The following is a 20,988-nucleotide window of genomic DNA, read 5'->3' on the forward strand; positions in this document are numbered from 1 at the left end:
TGTAAACAGATTAACGACGGCTGTTATTATAAATCGCCATTGCAGCAGGTAAGTTCTTACGCATATCTGCAATACGTTGTGTATTTGATGGGTGAGTGGATAAGAAAGCAGAGCCGCCTTTACCATCTAAGCGGTTCATTTTTTCCCATAAAGTAATAGCCGCATTAGGATTGTAGCCCGCTTGTGCCATCAGCATTAAACCGCCGTAGTCAGCACGGCTTTCTAGGTTACGAGAGTAAGGTAAGCCGATACCAATTTGGCTACCTAGATTGATTGCTGCATTACCCGCTTCACCAATGTTTGCACCTGCATAAGAGGTACCAATACCAATTGCTAAGTTAGTCAATGCTTGAGCGCCAATTTTACTTTTTGCATGTTCTTCTAAAGCATGCGTCATCTCATGGCCCATGATTGCAGCGATTTCATCATTGGTGAGATTAAGCTTATTTACAATGCCTGTATAGAAGACGACTTTACCACCTGGAGCGACATAAGCATTGACGGTATCTGATTTCAATACAGCGAGCTGCCAGTCAAAACGTTGACCTGTTTGGTTAAGTTTATCTGCATGTGGTTTTAGACGATTAAATACCGTGTTGATTCGTTGGTAAGTTGCAGAACTTGTATCAAGTTGATTTTTTGCACGGGCTTCTTGAGTCATTTGTGCAAAGCCCTGTGCTGATTGTGCATTGAGGGTTGCAGTATCGCCACCAGCCATTTCAGCAAACGATGCGCAGCCAGAAATGGTCATCACAGTGATTGCACAAAGGCTTAAAGCGAACTTCTTCATACTTATTCTCTCCAAATCAGTATCTTATCAATATCAATATACTTAAGCCGAATTATAAAAAAAGTTGACCATTCTTTACATTCTGATTATCTCTATAATCATAGTAATTATGTAATCAAAAGCCTATTGATTTTGTTCTTTTTATTCAAAAAATAAAGCCAGTGTGAACACTGGCTTTTTATATGACGGTGATCTAAATTAATCAATCTTCATCATCATATTCATCTTCAGGAAAGGTATTTTCCTCTAAAGACGCATCAAAAATTAAAATTGCTTTACCATCAGTTTGGATCATGCCTTGGTCTTCAAGTGTTTTGAGGACACGACCAACCATTTCACGAGAGCAACCGACAATACGACCAATCTCTTGACGAGTGATACGAATCTGACGACCATTCGGTAAAATCATTGCCTCTGGTTGAGCAGATAAGTCGATTAAGCAACGTGCAATACGACCTGAAACGTCGATAAAGGCAAGGTCAGTTACTTTACGAGTTGTGTTTTTAAGACGACGCACCAGTTGAGCAAATACTGCGTAACTTAAATCAGGATACTGTTTACTTAATTCATGGAAATTGTCATAAGAAATCTCTGCAATTTCGCATACATCTCGAGTGCGTACTTCAGCAGTACGTTGAGGGTTCTTTTCAAAAAGACCCATCTCACCAAAGAAGTCCCCAGGGTTCAAATAAGCAACAACGATTTCACGTTCATCATCTTCACGTAAAATAATTGATACTGAACCTTTTAAAATTAAATACAGTGATCTTGATTCCGTTCCAGCGTCAACAATCGTGGTGCGTTTAGGGTATCTGTTAATATGAGCACGTTTTAGCAAAGCTTTTACTGATTCAGGTAGTTGGCCTGGAGACAAAGCATCAGTGCTAAGATGTGAAAAATTTGAAGTCATGCTTAAAATTTCCGAATTTGGATGAAACCGATCGCACAGGCTCGTTTGAGCTTTTTCTACACAGAAGAGATGAAATTCCTTATCAACTCATTTTATGTTAGTGTACAAGAACAGAGTAAATTTATAACGTTTTTCGGGTAGTTGCAATGCAAACAAGTGTACATTGGTTAGAGAATGTTGCTTTTGAGGCGAAATCAGAAAGTGGTCACAGTTTAGTGATGGATGGTTCTGCTGAATATGGTGGTGAAAACCGTGGCCCACGTCCTATGGAGTTGATTTTAATGGGACTTGGTGGGTGTGCTTCGTTTGATATTGTGACTATATTAAAGAAATCTCGCCAAGATGTGACAGGGGTCATATGTCAGCTAAAAGCTGAGAGGGCGGACACAATTCCAGCAGTATTCACCAAAATCCACTTACACTTTGTGGTCACAGGGAAAGCGGTGAAAACCAAGCAAGTCGAAAAAGCCGTGGAATTATCAGCAGAAAAATATTGTTCAGCAAGTAAAATGTTGTCTGATGGTGGTGTAGAAATTACACATGATTTTGAAATTGTTGAAGCAGAATAGACGGAAAACTATTAAGTTTATCTAAAAGGTGATCTATTTAACATAGATCACTTTTTTATTGGCTTTATTTTAGAAACAACTGAGGATCAACACGTGCATTGTTAAGACTCATTCCCCAATGCAAATGTGCACCTGTGACTCGCCCAGTTTTACCCACTAAGCCGAGTACCTCACCTTGGCGAATAGATTGCCCTTTTTCTACATTAATTTTACTAAGGTGACAGAACATGCTGATTAAACCTTGACCATGATCAATCAGTACGGTTTTTCCATTAAAAAAATAATCACCAGTCTGAACAACAATACCATCAGCAGGTGCTACCACTTTTTGTCCAACTGGTGCAGGAATATCTAAACCGGAGTGAGGTGCACGTTCTTCGCCATTAAAGAATCGCTTGCGACCGAAAGAGTTACTGAATTTCCCAGCTGTTGGTCGAATAAAATTTGGTATGCTTTGCCATGTACTGGTTGTAAATGATTCATAAACGCTATTCTGTTCTTTCGCTTCCTGAGCATAACGATCTAACTGTGCTTGACTAGGGTTGACATAGTCTTGATTTTTAATGGTAAGCCGTTGTTCAGCATATGTATAAGGTCGGATTTCGATTTGAATCGGTTTGCTGTTTGTGGTGAGCTGTAATTGACCAACAGGTGTAGAAAGAGGGATACCTAGCACAGCATAACGTTGTGTACCTTCTTGCGTGATTAACACAGGCTTTTGTTGATAAAAGACTTCTGTGGTTTCTGCAGTTAAAGGAATAACAGCAACTCCACCGGCGCGACGAGAATCTTGTGGAAGTTGTGCAAATGCCGAATGAATAGAGACAAGACAAGCTGCGCCAAGCAATATTGTTTTTAAATACATGAGAGCCATTTTTGATTCAAGTAAAGTGTTAAGCTAAAACGTCGGATTAAGAATCACAATAAGGATTTTGTTCAAAATGCGATAGATCGAAAAATTAAACAAAATATACTTGAAATAGATTGTTTATACACCCATATTATGACTGAGTTTTATTCATTGTTGTTTTAATAAAATATTGAAAAATATATAAATTTTATTTGAAATTTTAAAAAACGTTCCCATCTAAGTGATAAGTTAAAAATTTGTTGTGAGGAATAACAAGAATGCGTTTTGAAAAATTTACAAACCGCTTACAGCAAGCGCTCTCAGATGCACAATCTTTGGCAATGGGTAAGGATCATACTGCTATCGCAGGGATTCATATCTTGACAACTTTATTAGAAGAGCCAGCCAATTTAAGTTTACTGCAACAGGCGGGCGCTCGTTTGCCAGAATTAAAGCAAAAACTTGAGCAAGCTATACAAAATGCACCGACACTGGCAAATCCAACGGGTGATATTAATCTTAATCCCGAAGCAGTAAAGGCATTAAATCTAGCTGATCGCTATGCTCAGAAAGCAGGTGATGAGTTCTTATCAACCGATTGGGTGTTACTTGGTTTAGCTGAGACAGGAGAAACCAAGACGATTCTCAATAGTGTCGGTGTAACCTCAGAAAGCTTGCGTAAAGTTATTGAAAATATTAGAGGAAATGACAAAGTCATGAGCAATAATCACGAAGATCAACGGGACTCACTGAATAAATACACCATTGATTTAACTGAACGAGCATTAGCGGGCAAACTTGATCCTGTGATTGGTCGTGACGATGAAATTCGCCGTACGATTCAGGTGTTATCTCGCCGTACCAAAAATAATCCTGTATTGATTGGTGAACCGGGGGTAGGTAAAACTGCAATTGTTGAAGGTTTAGCCCAACGTATCGTAAATGGCGAAGTGCCAGAAGGATTGAAGAATAAACGTGTCCTTTCACTGGATTTGGGTTCTCTCCTTGCTGGTGCAAAATACCGTGGTGAATTCGAAGAGCGTTTAAAAGCAGTACTTAAAGACCTAGCTAAACATGAAGGTGAAATCATCCTGTTTATCGATGAGCTACATACACTCGTGGGTGCTGGAAAGGGTGATGGCGCAATGGATGCAGGGAATATGTTAAAACCTGCTTTGGCACGCGGTGAGTTACGCTGTGTAGGTGCAACGACTTTAGATGAATATCGTCAATATATTGAGAAGGATGCTGCACTTGAACGTCGCTTCCAAAAAGTATTGGTGGATGAACCAAGTGTTGAGGATACCATTGCGATTTTACGTGGTCTAAAAGAGAAGTATGCAACTCACCATGGCGTGCAAATTTTAGATTCTGCGATTATTGCTGCAGCGAAAATGTCGCATCGTTATATTACTGATCGTCAATTACCAGATAAGGCGATTGATTTAATTGACGAAGCAGCATCGCGTATCAAAATGGAGATTGATTCAAAGCCTGAAGCTTTAGATAAACTTGATCGTCGTTTAATCCAGTTGAAAATGCAATTGGAAGCCGTGAAAAAAGATCAAGATGATGGTAGTAAAGCTGAAGTCAACCATCTTGAACAGCAAATTGCTGAAAAGCAAAAAGAGTACAATGATCTTGAAGAGATTTGGAAAGCTGAAAAAACACTGGTTGAAGGTGATAAGAAAGCGCAAGTAGAATTGGACCAAGCTCGAGTTGCTTTAGAAAAAGCAAAACGTGAAGGTGACTTAGCTGAAGCGGCACGCTTGCAATATGGTGTGATTCCAGAGTTGCAGAAACGACTAGAGCAGGCTGAGATTGCTGAGGAAAACGAAGAACCAAAACTTATTCGTACCAAAGTGACTGAGAACGAAATTGCGGAAGTCGTAAGTGCGGCAACAGGTATTCCAGTAGCGAAAATGTTGCAAGGTGAACGTGAAAAACTTCTCCATATGGAATCATTTTTACATAACCGTGTGGTTGGTCAAGATGAGGCTGTGGTGGCTGTTTCCAATGCAGTACGTCGCTCACGTGCAGGTCTATCAGACCCGAATCGCCCTAGTGGTTCTTTCTTATTCCTTGGTCCAACAGGTGTGGGTAAAACCGAGTTAACCAAAGCGCTAGCAAATTTCTTGTTTGATAGTGATGATGCCATGATTCGAATTGATATGTCCGAATTTATGGAAAAACACTCAGTCAGTCGTTTGGTTGGTGCACCTCCAGGCTATGTCGGTTATGAAGAAGGTGGTGTTTTAACTGAAGCTGTACGCCGTAAACCTTATAGCGTCGTACTGTTTGATGAGGTGGAGAAAGCACACCCAGATGTATTCAATATCTTATTACAAGTGTTGGATGATGGTCGCTTAACAGATTCACAAGGTCGTGTGGTGGACTTCAAAAATACAGTGATTGTGATGACCTCTAATCTCGGTTCACAAGATGTACGTGAATTAGGTGAAACGGCGACAGATGATGAGGTTCGAGCTGTGGTGATGAGTGCTGTAAGCCAACATTTCCGCCCAGAGTTTATCAACCGTATTGATGAGCTGGTGATTTTCCATTCACTGAAAAAAGCTCAGATCCGCGGCATTGCCGATATTCAGTTGGATCGTTTACGTTCTCGTTTGGCCGAGCGTGACATGCGATTAACTGTGGACGATACTGCATTTGACCTATTGATAGATGCTGGTTTTGATCCTGTTTATGGTGCTCGTCCATTGAAACGAGCAATCCAACAACAGGTAGAAAATAATTTAGCTCAGAAAATTTTATCTGGCGAGTTTCAAGCAGGTGATAACATCTTGATTAAAGGTGAAAATAGTCAGCTTGTATTTGATAAGGTCAAATTGAGTTAAGCTTAAAATTTTATCAATTGAACAAAAAGATGGTGATGAAAATTGCCATCTTTTTTTGTTTATATGCTATTGATCAGTTTTTTTTAGGAATATGCTGAATAAGATTGCAGCTTGATGAAAAACTTGATAGTTTCAGAACAAATAAGAAAAAGATTCAGGATGAATTGCAATGAAAAACAAGCAACATTATTACGCAGGTATTTGTGTAATTTTGTGCATGGGTATTTTGCCTTCTTCATTTGGGTGGAGTGCTCAACCGATGCCAGAATCAACCTTAGCACTACAAACAGGATTGGCAACGAGTACCTTGCCGAATATTATTTTCAAAGCCAACCAAGATGCTTTGCAACCTGAGCAAGAGCGTTGGCGTATTCAACGTGCGTTAAGTGATCGTTTCTTACGTGAAGTGAGGATCAGTATGCTGGAAGATGGTTCACTATCACCTTACGAAGAGCAAAAGAAAAATACGGTTTCAGATAGCCGTGATAAAAAGAGGGCAACCTTGAAACCACATAAAGAGTCTCCTGATCGATTTATGGTCTATGAGTTTGAATCGACGAATATACATGGTGAAATCACGATTACTGTAAAGTAATCGTGATCTGAAATGTTAACGACTTGATCATTTATTTTATTGAGGGATGCATAATTTTCCACGCTCTGTGGATCTTATGATTTCGTTTAAAATCTAAACCAATGGTTTCATTTGTAATTTCTTCAATGTCATACATGGCTTCGATTTCTTCATCCAATTCAAAACCACGATAGTTATTGGAGAAATACAACGTTCCATCGCTGGTTAAGCGGTTCATTGCACGTTTAATCAGCGATACATGGTCACGTTGAACGTCAAAGGTTCCATAAAACTTTTTCGAGTTTGAGAACGTTGGAGGATCAATAAAGATTAAATCGTATTGCTCATGTCCTTCTTTTAACCATTCAAAACAATCGCTTGCAAAGAACATATGCTGTTCATCAGCGTGATCTACAGTTAAACCATTCAGCACAAAGTTTTCTTTAGACCAGCTCAGGTAGGTATTAGATAAATCTACACTAGTTGTACTCGCTGCACCGCCCAAAGCAGCATGTAAACTTGCTGTTGAGGTGTAGCTATAAAGATTGAGGAAATGCTTTCCACGAGCTTCTTTAGCAATTCTCAAACGCATTTGGCGATGATCTAAGAATAAACCTGTGTCTAAGTAATCGGTCAAGTTAACCAAGATACGAGCATTGCCTTCTTGAACAATAAAGCGTTTAGATGCGGTACTTTGCTTTGTATATTGGTTTGATCCAGCTTGTCGTGCACGAGTTTTAATAAAGATTGCATCGCGACCTAAGCCTGTCACAGCACGTATCGCAGCAAGGGCTAAATTAAAACGTTTTTTTGCTTTTTCTGGATCAATACTTTTAGGTGGAGCATATTCTTGTACATGCAATCGATCGCCATACAGATCAACTGCAACATTGAAGTCTGGCAAGTCTGCATCATATAAACGCAAGCAGTAGACATTTTCTTTTACAGCCCATTTTTTTAGGTTCTGCATGTTCTTTTGCAAGCGGTTGGTAAAGTCTTCTGCACCTTCAATTTTTTCAAATTGTTGTGGTTGCCATGTTGCTAAAAATGGCTGTGTGACTGTGGCTGGCTTCACCGTACCAAATCGCACATAAATCGGTAATTTACCATTCATCAAGCGGAGTGTTTGAGGCTCAAGAAAAGCCAGTACATCAGCTTGTTCAACTTGTGCGGCAATAATGGCTGCACGTTGATTTGGGAAATTCTTTTGTAATAGCGCTGATAAACCAAGATATAAAGAACGGTTAGATGCTTTATCGCCTAAACGCTCACCATACGGTGGGTTAGTTACAATAAAGGCTTTTTTTCCTTCAGCATGGAAGTTGTCCCAATCCGCTAAAGTACGTTCTTCAATTTGGATTTGATCGAGTAGTTTTTCAAAACCAGCAGCGATGATGTTTTGACGCGTTGCTTTAACAGCTTCCCAGTCAGCATCATAAGCATATAGTTTTGGTAAGGGTTGTTCTAAAGCCTGTTCATGGCGTTCCGCAGCCTCGGCTTTTAGTGATAACCAAAGTTCACGGTCATGTCCATGCCAGCCGTTGAAACCGAAACGTCTTACAAGTCCAGGCGCACGATCAGTCAAGATCATCAGGGCTTCGATGATAAATGTACCCGAACCACACATAGGATCAAGGATAATATCAGGTTGATATTCGGCTAATTCTGCTTTTTGTAAAATTGCTGCTGCAAGATTTTCTTTAATAGGAGCATCGGTCATAAAGCGACGATAGCCACGTTTATGTAGTGAATCGCCAGATAAATCTAAGCAGTAAGTGTGTTCTGTCTTACCAGCCAAAACATAGAGCGTAATTTCTGGTTGTTTAATATCAATGCTTGGCCGTTTACCCACAGCTTCCATAAATGAATCGACAACACCATCTTTAACACGTAAGGTTGCGAATTGAGTATTGACCTTAATTTCACGTTCGACATGTAGGCGTACTGCAAATGTGCTTTGTGGCGCAAAGATAAGCGACCAGTCAAAGCTGATCGCACCTTCATAAAGTTCTTCAGCCACATCACGTGCGTCATGGGTATGTTCAAGCTCATGAGTATGAATCGGTAAAAGTACGCGAGAAGCAAGACGTGACCACATGCAAATACGGTATGCATTTTCAAGTGTGCCTTTAAATACCAAACGTCCAGCGAAGCGTTGAATGTTTTGAATCCCTAAATTTTCCAATTCTTGTTGTAATAAGGTTTCAAGTCCATCCGCACAGGTCACCCAATAGTTTGTCAGACGTTGTGTAGAATTCATGCACATTTCCAAAAAAGCAGTTCAGCAATCGGCTATTTTAACTGATTTTTATCAATTCTGTCGGTGCTTATTTGTTTGATTGTCAGCTTTATCATCGATTAACGACTTTTTTGAATATCTGATAGCTGAGCGAGCTATCAGTTAGAAAAGCATTTTGGATAATAATTTTAATAGTTGGTACATATTTTGCTAACAGTAACATTGTTCATCAGAAAATTATTTTTCTTAAAGTTGATGAAATTAAAGAAATTTAGTGGGGGAATTATGAAAGATAATCTGAATAATGATGTGGTTGTCAATGCAGATGCTTTTGCGATCGCAACTCAAATGTATGTTCGTATGCGACGTGTATCAGGTCGAGTTATTGATGTGATGTATTTAGTGCATAATAAAGATTACGCTCGACATATTGCAGACCTTGCTTTGGCAACTGAAGATCAGGAATTAGAGCGATATGTTGCTCGCTTAAGTTCATTAATTGATTTGTTGCCTGAAAACAGTGTAGAAAAAGCAGCAAAAACCGAAAAAGTCGAACAGCCAGAGGTGTCAGAGCTCTATTCAACAGAGGTTACAGAAGAAGAGATTTATCAAGCTCAAGTGCATCATCACTATATTGGTGCATTACGATAGCGGAATTTTGTTGCAAAGCTCTAATTTATTGCAACATATCGATGAAAAGTTGTGCTACTAAAATAAAAGAATTGGGCTACACTATGCAAGTTTTGGTGATTCGACCCATAGGAATCCATTATGCATATTGCAGCCCTGCATCAACCGAGTCAGGTTCAATTGAATCAACAAGGAAATTTAAAACACTTTTTAACAATTGAGGGTCTTTCCAAGGAAAGCCTGACCAAAATTTTAGATACTGCGCAAAGCTTTTTAGATGAAAATAATAATTTGATTAACCGTCCCTTACTGGAGGGATTAACGGTAATGAATCTGTTTTTTGAAAACTCTACTCGTACTCGTACTACATTTGAAGCAGCAGCAAAACGTTTGTCTGCCAATGTCTTGAATATCGATATTGCACGTTCCAGCACATCCAAAGGTGAAACCTTACGAGATACACTTTGGAACTTGGAAGCGATGGCTGCTGATATTTTTGTGGTACGCCACTCGTCATCTGGTGCAGCGCATTTTATTGCCAAAGATGTTTGTCCCAATGTTGCGATTATCAATGCTGGGGATGGTCGTCACGCACATCCAACTCAAGCGATGTTGGATATGTTGACGATTCGTCGTGAAACTAAAAAACCTTTTGAAGCGTTATCGGTTGCCATTATTGGTGATATTAAACATTCACGTGTCGCACGCTCAAATGTTGCAGCACTACAAACTCTCGGCTGTAAGGATATTCGTGTGATTGCGCCGAATACATTATTGCCAGTGGGCTTTGATGAATACGGTGAACATGTTCGTTTGTTTAATAAAATGGATCAGGGCGTGAAAGACTGTGATGTGATTATCGCATTGCGTATTCAAAATGAACGCATTGACTCGCCAGCCTTATCATCACAAGCTGAATTTTATAAAATGTATGGCTTAAACAAAGAGCGTTTAGCATTGGCTAAACCTGATTGTATCGTGATGCATCCTGGCCCTATGAATCGTGGTGTGGAGATAGATTCGAGTGTCGCTGATGGAGATCAATCGGTGATTTTAAAACAAGTGACCAATGGTATTGCAGTTCGAATGGCGGTACTTGCACTTGCGATGCAAGGGCAGTTACAAGAACAAGGTTTAATTGAAGCGATTGCACTGTAAAGGATAGATCACATGAGTATTGTAAAAATTGAAAATGTCCGTGTGCTCGATCCAATTCAAAAAACTGATCAAGTCAAAACGGTTTATATCGAAAACGGCAAATTAATCGATGCTGTCGAGCATGTTGATGAAGTTATCAATGGTCAGGGTAAATGGTTAATGCCGACCATGGTTGATCTTTGTGCACGTCTACGTGAACCAGGACAACAACAACACGGTACCTTAAAATCTGAAGGTAAAGCAGCTCGTGCCAATGGTATTCTTCACGTTATTACTCCACCAGATTCTAAGCCAATTGTTCAAGACAATGGCGCCTTGATTCATGGTTTAATCGAAAAAGCATGGTTGGATGGCGGCATTTATATGCAAATCATCGGTGCGCAAACCCAAGCCTTGAATGGCAAACAACCTGCAAATATGGCTGGTCTAAAAAAAGGTGGTTGTACCGCAGTTTCCAATGCCAATGCCGCTTTTGAAAATGATGATGTCGTGATCCGTACACTCGAATATGCTGCTGGTTTGGGTCTGACAGTTGTGTTTTATGCGGAAGAGGCTCAAATTGCGAAAGATGGCTGTGTACATGAAGGCTTTATTGCATCACGCCAAGGCTTACCAATGATTCCTGCAATTGCAGAAACAGTTGCGATTGCTAAATATCTTTTGATGATTGAAGCCACTGGGGTGAAAGCTCATTTTGGTCTATTGTCATGTGGCGCGTCAGTTGAGTTGATTCGTATGGCAAAAGCCAAAGGTTTGCCTGTTACAGCGGATGTTGCTATGCATCAATTACATTTAACAGAACATTTAATTGATGGCTTTAATTCATTAGCGCATGTACGTCCACCTTTGCGTTCAGAACAGGATAAAGCATTACTGCGCCAAGGTTTAAAAGAAGGCGTAATTGATGCGATTTGTACCCATCATGAACCATTAAGCAGCTCTGCTAAAATCGCCCCATTTGAAGAAACGCAACCAGGAATTACAGCATTTGATACCTATGTTGCTCTGGGTGTTCAACTGATTCAAGAAGGTGTATTTGAGCCTTTGGAATGGGTTGAAAAAGTGACCATCATTCCTGCTGAGGTTGCTAATATGCGTGAGCGTTGGTTGCAAGAGGCGGGATGGGTGTTGCTTGATCCAGAACAACAATGGACGGTATCGAAAGAGAGCATCCTTTCTCAAGGCAAAAATACGCCATTATTGGGACAACAGCTTACCGGTAAGGTTGTTCATACATTTGCCTAAGATTTAGCCAAGTTGTTGAGTGGAATAGAGTTTTGGTTTAAAGCTCTATTCCACAGTCTGTAGCTGATATGTTTATATTGTATTGAATTTTTTAAAAACCCATGAAAACGATAAAAAATAGATTAAAGTATCAATGAAATGAGATTTACTTTGCATAAAATTATAAAAAAGAGATATAAGTCATTTGAGTTGTTGGAGTTAATACAATGTCTACAAATCCAATGGAGTTACTTAAACAAAAAGTATCAGCGGTGATCGTCAATGATCAAACCAGCTTGGTAAATGAAAAAAATGATATCTTGTCTAGATTTTACCCAATTCTTTTGTCTCAATTTTTAGTTAAACCTGATCTTGTTGATCAATTAAAGGAAAAATTAACGCCTTCGGTTTATGATTTGTTTGAAAAAAATAATCAGGTAAAAAATGCATTATTGTTACGTTTGGCTGCAGGGCGAGTTTCGGTTGCTGAAGTGGAAAAAACTTTAAATCGAGCCATTCCAAAGAGTTTAGCGGTCCTTTCAAATGAGATCGGCAATGATACCATCAGTATTATTTATTATCTTCGTGATCATAAAGAATCTATACATGCATTGCTACCAAATTGGACTCCTGAGGTTTTGAGCTTGGGGCAAACGACAGAAAAAACCTTGATGCCACCTATTTTGACCATACCAGTTACACCACAAGACTCAAAGCAACCCAAAGCTTTTCCTTTCTTTGCTTTGGTTTTTGCTAGTTTCTCACTACTTTGGTTATATCAGATAAGTAAATAATTGATTTAGATCGCGGTTCTTGGCATGCTGCCAATTAAACAACATTTAGATTGAGTTTATGCGTATTACATTTATTGGTGCTGGTCGGGTTGCTACTCATTTAGCCAAAGTTTTACATCAGCAGCATCATATTGTTCAGGTTTTTAGTCGTGATTTAGCAAATGCGGAAAATCTAGCCTCTCAAGTAAATGCTCAAGCAATTGATCAATTCGCGCAATTAGATTCACGAACCGATTTAGTGGTGATTGCTGTCAGTGATCAAGTGATTGCTGAAATTATGAATTCAATTACATCACTCGTACCTCAGAGTTTAATTGTACATACTTCGGGCAGTACGAGCTTAATCACGATAGAGCAAGCATCACAGCGAACAGGGGTGTTTTATCCACTACAAACTTTTAGTTTGGATCGCGATATCGATTGGATTGAAACACCAATTTTTGTAGAAGCATCAACACAAGCCGATTTAGAAATACTGACAGGGCTTGCTAATAGCCTAAGTAATAGAGTCTATCAATATAGTTCTAAACAACGTCAAACACTGCATTTAGCGGCAGTATTTGCATGCAATTTTAGTAATTATTGCTATGACATGGCGCAGCAAATCGTTGCTGCTGAACAGGTCGATTTTAGCTTGTTATATCCTTTGATAACTGAAACGGCCAGTAAAGCTGTTGTTAATCAACCCAAGCTTATGCAAACAGGTCCAGCAATGCGCGGTGATCAAAATATTTTAAAAATGCATCAACAATTGCTTGCGCAATCTGAGAGGACTGATTTAGAAAGAATTTATACATTAATGAGTGATGGGATTTTCAAGCGCCATCATTAGTGAATTGGTAATAACTCTATTCAATATCAATGATTTGATTTAGAAAATCACCATTTGAGTTGATAATTTCCTTATACATATAATAGATATGTGTGTCTGTAAAATTCACTTCGCGCAGGCTATTTTCATTTAATTGAAGCAATTGGATATCTGGCATCAGCATTAAAATAGGTGAGTGTGTTGCAATGATAAATTGTGCACCTTGCTTACTCAGTTGAATTACTTTTTCCACAAAGTTAATTTGATTATTGACTGAAAGTGCGGATTCTGGCTCATCAAGAATATATAGACCTTCGGCGCGAAAACGGTGATCAATAAGTGCTTTCATTGCTTCACCATGTGATAGCGTATGTAAATCTTTCCCGCCGTAGAAATTTCGAATGGGTGGTCCGAAACTTGGTGCATTATCGAGTTGACGCATTTCGGTTAGAAAGTTGTAGTAAGTTTCAGAGCGATAAAAAAAGATATCTCTTATTCGACGTGGAGATTTTTGGATACGCAAATGTGAGCTATAGTCTAAATGGGTATCTTCAGTCTTATAATTAAAATTGACCGTTCCTCCTTCAGCCGAGCAGCCGAATTTTAAAGCTAAAGCTTCTAAAATCGTTGATTTTCCACTGCCGTTCTCACCAGTAATTACAGTGATATTTTTTCTAAACTCAAGTGGATAGAGATGAAGAAATGGAAAATCATCTGGGATGGTATTTAGTAATTCAACTTTAGTAAGTAAAGGTTTCATTAATCAATCATTTAAGTCAAAGCAGCATTGATTGTTTATGTATAAAGAATCATAAACAATCAATGCTGTAATATTGATGAATTAAATTATCATCTAACATATGTAGATAGTCTAAAAACATAATATTAAAACTACCGACTGTTTGTGCTTGGTCATAAGCAAGTTTACCAGCAATTGCAAAGTGTAAGTGCGAAGCAAGTGCGGCAATTGCGGGCGAAGCAACCGCACTATAAGCTGCTGTTAAGGCACCTAGCGCGCATCCTGTAGCAGTGATTTTCGGTTGTAGATGACAGCCACCATTGACTTGAATCACCATATCAAATTGCTTTGAAATAATATAATCAGAAACACCAGAAATGGCGACACAATCTGTATGCTGCAATAAACGCCGAGCTTGCTCATAAACATCTTGGCTATTGAGTGTACTGTCTACGCCTTTAGATTGAACATGATTACCTGCTAATGCACTAATTTCTGAGGCATTTCCACGAATGATCGTTGGATGGTATTGCAATAATTGATCTACGGTTTCACTGCGCCATTTTAAGATTGGACCGTAGCCGACTGGATCGAGAACCCATGGTATTTGATGCTGTTGCGCCGTTTGAGCAGAAATCAACATCGCTTGGGTTTGTTCTGTGGTCGGTGTGCCAACATTAATACTTAAAGCAGCACTAATTTTGGTAAACTCTTCGGCTTCATATGGATTATCAATCATCGCAGGAGATGCGCCAGCTGCCAGCAGTATATTGGCGACATAGTTGTTGGCAACACTGTTGGTCATACACTGAATCAATGGTGTTTTTTGTTGCAACGCATGCCAAGCTTGAATGACTTGATCAATCAATTGTTGTTTTGATGACATGATAAGAATCCTGAAGCTTTAACGGGTGAAGTAGTGGTCTTGATGTTTGCACTGACGACAAATGAGGGAAACATAATCTGTAGCATCGTACTCAACCACGAGGTCATTAGAACCACAATACATGCAGCGTTTTACCGAATAAAAATTTAAGCGAGGCTCTATTTTTCGCCATGATTTCCAAATTGGTTGTATAAAGATCTTTTCATCGTAGCCAAGAAATTTAAACAGTAAAATTTCACTCATTTTACTTAAAGGAATATTATGTGGTCTGGGTAATGTTGATGTTTCCCATCGTTCAGTCACTGAACGTTCGCGGTATTGTTCCAATGTTTTCTTTAATAAATTTGTGTTAATAAATTTATCATTTCTTGGTTGTAGAGCTTTTTGTTTGTACAAATATTCGAGTGCTGTTTGAATTAGATAATAGATCTGACCGATGGCTAAACTATCCATAAGTCGAAAGCAAAAACTTTGAAAAGGGCGACTACCTGCAATTTGAATCCCCCATGTTCGGCAATAAAATTGCATAAACTGAACAATCTCTTGGTACAAAACCAAATACATTGCATCTTTTACTTCGTCAGTTGTTTTAAAGGGAATGCCTAAACTAAGATTTTCATAAAACCAGTTACGTAGTTGTTGAGCAACACTATATAAACTAGGATCTGAATAACCATCCAAACGAATATTTAAATAGTAATGTCCTGTTTCAATACCTGAATCTTGTGGTTTTAAAACACCGAGTTTGAGCAAGCTTTGAAGTAAATGGTTTTGGAATAAATAGTTGGGCGTAAAATGATGGAATTTAATATTTTCCCAATGAATGATTTCATCATGTTGTACATCTTCACGCGCATAATGGTCGAGTAAACTCAGTAAAAATAATTTATGTAAAAAACTGAGCTGATTAAGGCTATAAATGACTTCATCTTTGGTACTGTATTTACGTTGTTCTTGTAGGCGAGTTTGTTGTGTTTGTTTCTTTCTTGCAGCAGTACATTGAGCACAATGGCAATTCAGTTTACTTTCTTGCTGAAAAACGCGGTGTTGGCAGTGACTGCATTCGTGAAATTGTAGCTCTTGAGTATATTGTTCAGCTTCAACCCAATACATTGATGCTTGACACAATGGGCAATGGCTACTTTCATCTAACTGTTTTTGTAGAATCTGTAAATCCATTGATTAAGTCGTCTTAGAAAAAATATATTATACATTGCTGGCACATGAAGTGGTGCAAAGAATCGTTGAGAATGAGTCTAGATGTTTAAATTTTAAGGTGGCTGATTGTGAATGTAAACCTTGTTTTGGTAATGTTTAAATATGTGATTTAATTCAAATTTATAAAGAATAAAACTGTGAAATATACATGTTTTTTTATTGACCATATTGATGCATTGTAATAAAAATGTAGGCCCAAAGGATTGCTAGGGATAAAGGAGCCAATATGCAAAAAAAAATCCTCATGAATGGAGTCGTGGGAATCTCTCTAGGTTTATTAACTACACTTACGATTGCGTCAACACCAGAAGGCTATTGGAAGAGTATTGATGACCGTACAGGTGAACAGCTTTCAATTGTTGAAGTGAAAAAAAAGACTGACGGAACTTATACAGGTACGATTGTTTATCGATATCCTGTGCCTGGTGGTGGTACGTTGTTGACCAATTGTGTTAAATGTCCTGAACCATTTAAGAATAAACCAATTTTAGGTCTGCAAATCGCGTGGGGTTTGAAACAAGATCTTCAAAATCCAAATCAGTATATTGATGGTCGTGTTCTTGAACCAAAAACAGGAAATATTTACAAAGGTAAAGCACAACTCAGTGCAGATGGTAAACGTATGCGGATGCGCGGTTATATGGGAATTTCTGCCTTAGGACGTACGCAAGTCTGGATTCGTACTGATAGTCCAAATCCTTAAATTAAAATTTATGAATTACACTGTACGTATTTGATTGTTAAAAATTTTATAGAGTCAAGTACTGGGGCGTACAGTGTAACTGCGCTATAAATATGCTATTTTTTTAATATTAAATCTATAAAACATGACTAAGTAATTTTTTAACGGGGAAAATATAAAGATGTCGAATCATGTATTCATGAAAGGAATCATGGGGCTTTCTATTGCATTTTTAACGGCGACAGCTTCTGCTGCATCGATCGAAGGATACTGGAAAAGTATTGAAGAGCGCACAGGTGAACAACTCTCCATTGTCGAAATTCGAAAAGGTGATGATGGGCGGTTTAATGGGAAAATTGTTTATCGCTATCCAAATGCACATGGTATCGCTTTGACCAACTGTACCAAATGCCCAGCACCGCATACCAATAAACCTTTACTTGGATTGGAAATATTGTCTGGATTTAGACAAGATCCGAATAATTCTAATGCCTATATTGACGGTACAGTTTTAGAGGCGACCAGTGGTCGAATTTATAAAGGTAAAGGTGTCGTATCGGGCGAAGGTAAACGTTTACGAATGCGTGGGTATATGGGGGTATCTGCGCTTGGGCGTACGGTTGTTTGGATTCGCACCAATAGCGGAAATCCGTAAATTGCCAAATACTTTGAAATTCTAGTTTAAAAAAACCTCAAATCAGAGGCTGATTTGAGGTTTTTTTATTGAGTTAAATGTTAAACAGGGCATGGTAAGTTTTCGTCCTCCTGTCCGATTTTTTTTGCGGCAATAAGTGCTTGTACTTTTTTACTCGGTACTTTCTCTTTTCCTAGGGCATCGTAAGTATTCACGATATTGGTTACTTCTAATGTCGTCAGTTCAATTCCCTCTGCTGTTAGAAAAACGGAAATCACATGATGGTCAATACCAGCTTTCGCAAGATCATGGATTGCTTTAATGTTTTCGAGACGATAAAGGTGTGCTTTCAATTCCATAGTCGTAGCCCTCGCTTGTTATTTTATTTACCTACATTGGCATAATTGATTAAGCAATAACCGTGCACAAAATGTAAAACAAATAAAAAAAATGTAAATTAAGCGATGAAAAGCAGTTCGGTCTGTCACTTTTATTTAAGAATAGAAAACTATGTTGTAATTTTGTCTAAATGATCGGCTAATTGAAGCGAATATATTTGAAATTGAATTATTTCAACCCAATAAAATTCTTAAACTCGTGTCTGGCATTAAAGACAGGCTCTGATAGTTGGCGTATGATCGGTTGAGATGTACTAAATAATTTTCTAATACGAAATATTTAGACCAAACGGCATAATTTGTGCAAATTGATGACGCAACCAGAAGTCTTACCAACAAGACCGTTGACATGAAATTATGAAAGATAAGGAATACTGATGAATATCGCGGCGCAACCTCCTGTACAAACGGATCAAACCATTTATTTAAAAGACTATCAAAAACCATCATTTTTGGTTGATTCGATTCACTTGGATATTCAAGTATATGAGAATCATACAATTGTTGATTCAACGCTCGTAATGAAGCGTCAAAGCGCTGGTTCTTTGATTCTTCTAGGTCGTGATTTAGAGTTAAAATCAATTCAACTGAATGGTCAGACATTAAATTCTGATCAATATGAGTTAGATAGTGAACAATTGGTGATCACTGATGCACCAGATGAGATCATTTTACAAATTCAAGTGATTATTCATCCTGAATCAAATACCCAGCTAGAAGGTCTTTATAAGGCCGGAGATTTGTACGTTACCCAAAACGAGCCTGAAGGTTTCCGTAAAATCACCTTTTATCCAGATCGTCCAGATGTTTTATCTGTATTTACGACACGTGTTGAAGCCGATAAGAAATATCCTGTTTTATTGGCAAATGGTAACTTGCTTGAAACTGGTGAGGTCGATGAAAATCGCCATTTCGCGATTTGGCAAGATCCAACTAAGAAACCAAGCTATTTATTTGCTTGTGTGATTGGGGACTTGGCTGTACTCAAAGACCGTTATACAACTTCTGAAGGTCGTGACGTTGCGTTAGAGATTTATGCCGTAGAAAAAGATATTCCTAAGTGTCATATTGCGATGGAAGCGTTAAAGCACTCGATGCGTTGGGATGAAGAACATTATGGTCGTCCCTATGATCTCGACAACTATATGATTGTCGCTGTGAGTCAGTTCAACATGGGGGCGATGGAAAATAAAGGTTTAAATATCTTCAACACCTCATGTGTGCTTGCTGATGAGGAGTATACGACTGATGCTGCCATCATGCGTGTGCAGTCAGTCATTGCCCATGAGTATTTCCATAACTGGACAGGCAACCGTATTACTTGTCGTGATTGGTTCCAACTCTGTTTAAAAGAAGGTTTGACAGTTTTCCGTGATCAGTCTTTTTCTGAAGATTTACAGTCAGCAGCAGTACAACGTATTGATGATGTGGCAGTGTTAAAATCTCATCAATTTCCTGAAGATGCAGGTCCTTTGTCACATCCTCCACGTCCAGACCATTTTGTTGAAATTAACAACTTCTATACGGCAACGGTTTATGAAAAGGGCGCAGAAATTAACCGTATGATGGCAACGCTATTGGGTAAAGATAAATATCGTCAAGGTACGGATGAATATTTTAAGCGTCATGATGGACAAGCGGTCACAGTTGAAGATTGGGTTGCGGCGCTTAGCGCAGGTTCAGGTGTTGATTTATCAAACTTTCTGACGTGGTATAACCAACCAGGTACACCGAAGCTGGAAGTCAATGGTGCGTATGATGCTACGGCTCAAACTTATCGTTTGAGTTTCAAGCAAAGTCTAAAAGCACATCCAAAATATCCGAATTTAAAAGCTGTACCTATTCCTATTGCTTTAGCCTTATTTAATGCAAAGTCTGGTGAGCAATACACCTTGCACAGTGCCGATCTATTTGTAAATGATGTAAAAGATGGCATGTATTTGTTTGAGCAAGATGAAGCAACGATTGAATTTACAGGTATTACTGAACAACCTGTAGTTTCATTACTGCGTAATTTTTCTGCGCCAGTCAATTTGGCATTTGATTACTCAAATGATGATCTTGCATTCTTGATTCAGCATGAGACCAATGGTTTTAATCAATGGCAAGCAACGCAGACATTATTAGAGCGTATTTTATTAGAGGATCATAAGGCAGATACTTATATTGATGCCATCAAAAATACACTGCCTGATTTAGTCAATAAAGATCCATTACTTGCTTCTCGATTATTTGATGTCCCAAGTGAAAATTATTTAGGTAGCAGAATTGATCAAGACTATGAGCCAGAACTCATTCGTGAAAAACGCGAAGCAGTTTTAGATCGTCTGGCTCGTGAACTGGGTTCATTTTGGAAAGAAACATATTTATCTCTAGACCCTGATATGCAAAAAGAATTTTCTTTGGCAATGGGTGTTCGTGCTTTAAAAAATATCATGTTGAGTATGTTGGCACGTCAAGGTGATGATTCTGTTTTTGATTTAGCTTATGCGCAATATCAGCAAACAGGAAATATGTCAGAACGTTTAGGAGCATTACGTGTTCTAGTTTGGAATGATGCACCACAGGCTCAACTAGCATTAGATGACTTCTACAATCGTTTCAAAGATGAAGCCTTGTCTTTAGACCAATGGTTTACGATCCAAGCTTCGCATCCTTGCGCGACTGCAGAAACCATTGAATATCTAACCAAACATGCCGATTACGATTTAGGCACACCGAACCGAATTCGTTCTGTGAGCGGTGGTTTAGCAAGTAATCCTGTAAATACATGGAGTTTTGGTGTGGATCATTTCATTGAGTTAGCTGCCTATCTAGATGAAAAGAATCCAATTTTAGGTTCACGTTTATTACAGGTGCTTTCTCGTTGGTATACGTTGATGGAGCCTCAGCGTAGTCAGGTACAACAAGCGTTAAAAGCATTGCAGCCAAAGGTGAAATCGAAGAATGTGTCAGAAACTTTGAATTCATTATTAAGCATTTAAGCGTTAAAATTCTCTATAACCACAATCGTCATAGTGCGGT

At 38.7% G+C, this 20,988-nt stretch carries 19 protein-coding genes; 11 read left to right on the forward strand and 8 right to left on the reverse strand.

From position 1 onward, the window contains the following. Nucleotides 1-10: 10 nt before the first annotated feature. On the reverse strand, nt 11-790 hold the full coding sequence (locus F927_RS06275) for a M48 family metallopeptidase (protein ID WP_005082643.1): 780 nt from the start codon (nt 788-790) through the stop codon (nt 11-13). A 202-nt stretch (nt 791-992) separates the two neighbouring features. After that, a complete protein-coding gene (gene crp, locus F927_RS06280) occupies nt 993-1,700 on the reverse strand; it encodes a cAMP-activated global transcriptional regulator CRP (RefSeq protein WP_005082645.1) in 708 nt (235 codons plus the stop codon). A gap of 146 nt (nt 1,701-1,846) precedes the next feature. Between crp and F927_RS06285 the strand changes: the two genes are divergently transcribed. Next, nucleotides 1,847-2,269 carry an OsmC family protein gene (locus tag F927_RS06285; RefSeq protein WP_005082647.1) on the forward strand — a complete coding sequence of 141 codons (423 nt, stop codon included), beginning with the start codon at nt 1,847-1,849 and terminating at the stop codon, nt 2,267-2,269. Nucleotides 2,270-2,333: 64 nt separating this feature from the next. On the opposite strand, the gene F927_RS06290 is transcribed toward F927_RS06285, so the two are convergent. Beyond that, a complete protein-coding gene (locus F927_RS06290; RefSeq protein ID WP_020846212.1) occupies nt 2,334-3,134 on the reverse strand; it encodes a peptidoglycan DD-metalloendopeptidase family protein in 801 nt (266 codons plus the stop codon). Nucleotides 3,135-3,397: 263 nt separating this feature from the next. Between F927_RS06290 and clpB the strand changes: the two genes are divergently transcribed. Next, the gene (clpB, locus tag F927_RS06295) at nt 3,398-5,977 is read left to right on the forward strand and encodes an ATP-dependent chaperone ClpB (RefSeq protein ID WP_004639477.1); all 2,580 of its coding nucleotides are present in this window, start codon (nt 3,398-3,400) and stop codon (nt 5,975-5,977) included. Nucleotides 5,978-6,146: 169 nt separating this feature from the next. After that, nucleotides 6,147-6,572 carry a hypothetical protein gene (locus F927_RS06300; protein WP_004639475.1) on the forward strand — a complete coding sequence of 142 codons (426 nt, stop codon included), beginning with the start codon at nt 6,147-6,149 and terminating at the stop codon, nt 6,570-6,572. Nucleotides 6,573-6,603: 31 nt separating this feature from the next. Here F927_RS06300 and rlmKL read toward each other — a convergent pair whose 3' ends face one another. Beyond that, complete coding sequence (gene rlmKL / locus F927_RS06305) at nt 6,604-8,811, reverse strand: bifunctional 23S rRNA (guanine(2069)-N(7))-methyltransferase RlmK/23S rRNA (guanine(2445)-N(2))-methyltransferase RlmL (protein ID WP_004639473.1); 2,208 nt, start codon at nt 8,809-8,811, stop codon at nt 6,604-6,606. A 264-nt stretch (nt 8,812-9,075) separates the two neighbouring features. Here rlmKL and F927_RS06310 point away from each other — a divergent pair, with 264 nt between their 5' ends. The 5 genes from F927_RS06310 (at nt 9,076) to F927_RS06330 (ending at nt 13,428) form a co-directional block, all read left to right on the forward strand. After that, on the forward strand, nt 9,076-9,441 hold the full coding sequence (locus F927_RS06310) for a hypothetical protein (RefSeq protein ID WP_017394579.1): 366 nt from the start codon (nt 9,076-9,078) through the stop codon (nt 9,439-9,441). Nucleotides 9,442-9,561: 120 nt separating this feature from the next. After that, complete coding sequence (locus tag F927_RS06315) at nt 9,562-10,578, forward strand: aspartate carbamoyltransferase catalytic subunit (RefSeq protein WP_004639468.1); 1,017 nt, start codon at nt 9,562-9,564, stop codon at nt 10,576-10,578. Between the two features lie 12 nt (nt 10,579-10,590). After that, nucleotides 10,591-11,823: a dihydroorotase gene (locus F927_RS06320; RefSeq protein WP_004639467.1), complete on the forward strand. Its 1,233-nt coding sequence runs from the start codon at nt 10,591-10,593 to the stop codon at nt 11,821-11,823. Nucleotides 11,824-12,029: 206 nt separating this feature from the next. Next, complete coding sequence (locus F927_RS06325) at nt 12,030-12,596, forward strand: hypothetical protein (protein ID WP_005082655.1); 567 nt, start codon at nt 12,030-12,032, stop codon at nt 12,594-12,596. Between the two features lie 58 nt (nt 12,597-12,654). Beyond that, the gene (locus tag F927_RS06330; protein WP_005082657.1) at nt 12,655-13,428 is read left to right on the forward strand and encodes a Rossmann-like and DUF2520 domain-containing protein; all 774 of its coding nucleotides are present in this window, start codon (nt 12,655-12,657) and stop codon (nt 13,426-13,428) included. 16 nt (nt 13,429-13,444) lie between these two features. On the opposite strand, the gene F927_RS06335 is transcribed toward F927_RS06330, so the two are convergent. The 3 genes from F927_RS06335 to F927_RS06345 are packed head-to-tail and all read right to left on the reverse strand — an operon-like array spanning nt 13,445 to nt 16,211. Next, nucleotides 13,445-14,167 carry an AAA family ATPase gene (locus F927_RS06335; RefSeq protein WP_005082659.1) on the reverse strand — a complete coding sequence of 241 codons (723 nt, stop codon included), beginning with the start codon at nt 14,165-14,167 and terminating at the stop codon, nt 13,445-13,447. Between the two features lie 49 nt (nt 14,168-14,216). After that, nucleotides 14,217-15,032, reverse strand: coding sequence for a hydroxyethylthiazole kinase (gene thiM / locus F927_RS06340; protein ID WP_005082661.1), 816 nt, complete (start codon nt 15,030-15,032; stop codon nt 14,217-14,219). A gap of 18 nt (nt 15,033-15,050) precedes the next feature. Further along, the gene (locus F927_RS06345) at nt 15,051-16,211 is read right to left on the reverse strand and encodes a hypothetical protein (protein ID WP_004639458.1); all 1,161 of its coding nucleotides are present in this window, start codon (nt 16,209-16,211) and stop codon (nt 15,051-15,053) included. A gap of 265 nt (nt 16,212-16,476) precedes the next feature. Between F927_RS06345 and F927_RS06350 the strand changes: the two genes are divergently transcribed. Together F927_RS06350 and F927_RS06355 are read left to right on the forward strand one after the other, a co-directional pair. Next, nucleotides 16,477-16,953 carry a DUF2147 domain-containing protein gene (locus F927_RS06350; RefSeq protein WP_005082663.1) on the forward strand — a complete coding sequence of 159 codons (477 nt, stop codon included), beginning with the start codon at nt 16,477-16,479 and terminating at the stop codon, nt 16,951-16,953. Nucleotides 16,954-17,113: 160 nt separating this feature from the next. Continuing rightward, entirely contained in the window at nt 17,114-17,587 is a 474-nt protein-coding gene (locus F927_RS06355; protein ID WP_004639455.1) for a DUF2147 domain-containing protein, read from the forward strand. Nucleotides 17,588-17,667: 80 nt separating this feature from the next. On the opposite strand, the gene F927_RS06360 is transcribed toward F927_RS06355, so the two are convergent. Further along, entirely contained in the window at nt 17,668-17,925 is a 258-nt protein-coding gene (locus F927_RS06360; protein WP_004639454.1) for a hypothetical protein, read from the reverse strand. A 416-nt stretch (nt 17,926-18,341) separates the two neighbouring features. On the opposite strand from F927_RS06360, the gene pepN reads away from it, so the two are divergent. After that, complete coding sequence (gene pepN / locus F927_RS06365; RefSeq protein WP_005082664.1) at nt 18,342-20,948, forward strand: aminopeptidase N; 2,607 nt, start codon at nt 18,342-18,344, stop codon at nt 20,946-20,948. The last annotated feature ends 40 nt before the right edge of the window (nt 20,949-20,988 follow it).

The organism is Acinetobacter haemolyticus CIP 64.3 = MTCC 9819, assembly GCF_000369065.1.
Lineage (GTDB): Bacteria > Pseudomonadota > Gammaproteobacteria > Pseudomonadales > Moraxellaceae > Acinetobacter > Acinetobacter haemolyticus.

What these genes read in the sequence shown, in the direction of transcription:
- F927_RS06300 (WP_004639475.1), top strand. Translation starts at nt 6,147, where the DNA reads ATGAAAAACAAGCAACATTATTACGCAGGTATTTGTGTAATTTTGTGC.
- F927_RS06355 (WP_004639455.1), top strand. Translation starts at nt 17,114, where the DNA reads ATGTCGAATCATGTATTCATGAAAGGAATCATGGGGCTTTCTATTGCA.
- thiM (WP_005082661.1), bottom strand. Translation starts at nt 15,032, where the DNA reads ATGTCATCAAAACAACAATTGATTGATCAAGTCATTCAAGCTTGGCAT.
- F927_RS06275 (WP_005082643.1), bottom strand. Translation starts at nt 790, where the DNA reads ATGAAGAAGTTCGCTTTAAGCCTTTGTGCAATCACTGTGATGACCATT.
- F927_RS06325 (WP_005082655.1), top strand. Translation starts at nt 12,030, where the DNA reads ATGTCTACAAATCCAATGGAGTTACTTAAACAAAAAGTATCAGCGGTG.
- crp (WP_005082645.1), bottom strand. Translation starts at nt 1,700, where the DNA reads ATGACTTCAAATTTTTCACATCTTAGCACTGATGCTTTGTCTCCAGGC.
- rlmKL (WP_004639473.1), bottom strand. Translation starts at nt 8,811, where the DNA reads ATGAATTCTACACAACGTCTGACAAACTATTGGGTGACCTGTGCGGAT.
- F927_RS06345 (WP_004639458.1), bottom strand. Translation starts at nt 16,211, where the DNA reads ATGGATTTACAGATTCTACAAAAACAGTTAGATGAAAGTAGCCATTGC.
- F927_RS06285 (WP_005082647.1), top strand. Translation starts at nt 1,847, where the DNA reads ATGCAAACAAGTGTACATTGGTTAGAGAATGTTGCTTTTGAGGCGAAA.
- F927_RS06310 (WP_017394579.1), top strand. Translation starts at nt 9,076, where the DNA reads ATGAAAGATAATCTGAATAATGATGTGGTTGTCAATGCAGATGCTTTT.
- F927_RS06330 (WP_005082657.1), top strand. Translation starts at nt 12,655, where the DNA reads ATGCGTATTACATTTATTGGTGCTGGTCGGGTTGCTACTCATTTAGCC.
- clpB (WP_004639477.1), top strand. Translation starts at nt 3,398, where the DNA reads ATGCGTTTTGAAAAATTTACAAACCGCTTACAGCAAGCGCTCTCAGAT.
- F927_RS06320 (WP_004639467.1), top strand. Translation starts at nt 10,591, where the DNA reads ATGAGTATTGTAAAAATTGAAAATGTCCGTGTGCTCGATCCAATTCAA.
- F927_RS06290 (WP_020846212.1), bottom strand. Translation starts at nt 3,134, where the DNA reads ATGTATTTAAAAACAATATTGCTTGGCGCAGCTTGTCTTGTCTCTATT.
- F927_RS06335 (WP_005082659.1), bottom strand. Translation starts at nt 14,167, where the DNA reads ATGAAACCTTTACTTACTAAAGTTGAATTACTAAATACCATCCCAGAT.
- F927_RS06350 (WP_005082663.1), top strand. Translation starts at nt 16,477, where the DNA reads ATGCAAAAAAAAATCCTCATGAATGGAGTCGTGGGAATCTCTCTAGGT.
- F927_RS06360 (WP_004639454.1), bottom strand. Translation starts at nt 17,925, where the DNA reads ATGGAATTGAAAGCACACCTTTATCGTCTCGAAAACATTAAAGCAATC.
- F927_RS06315 (WP_004639468.1), top strand. Translation starts at nt 9,562, where the DNA reads ATGCATATTGCAGCCCTGCATCAACCGAGTCAGGTTCAATTGAATCAA.
- pepN (WP_005082664.1), top strand. Translation starts at nt 18,342, where the DNA reads ATGAATATCGCGGCGCAACCTCCTGTACAAACGGATCAAACCATTTAT.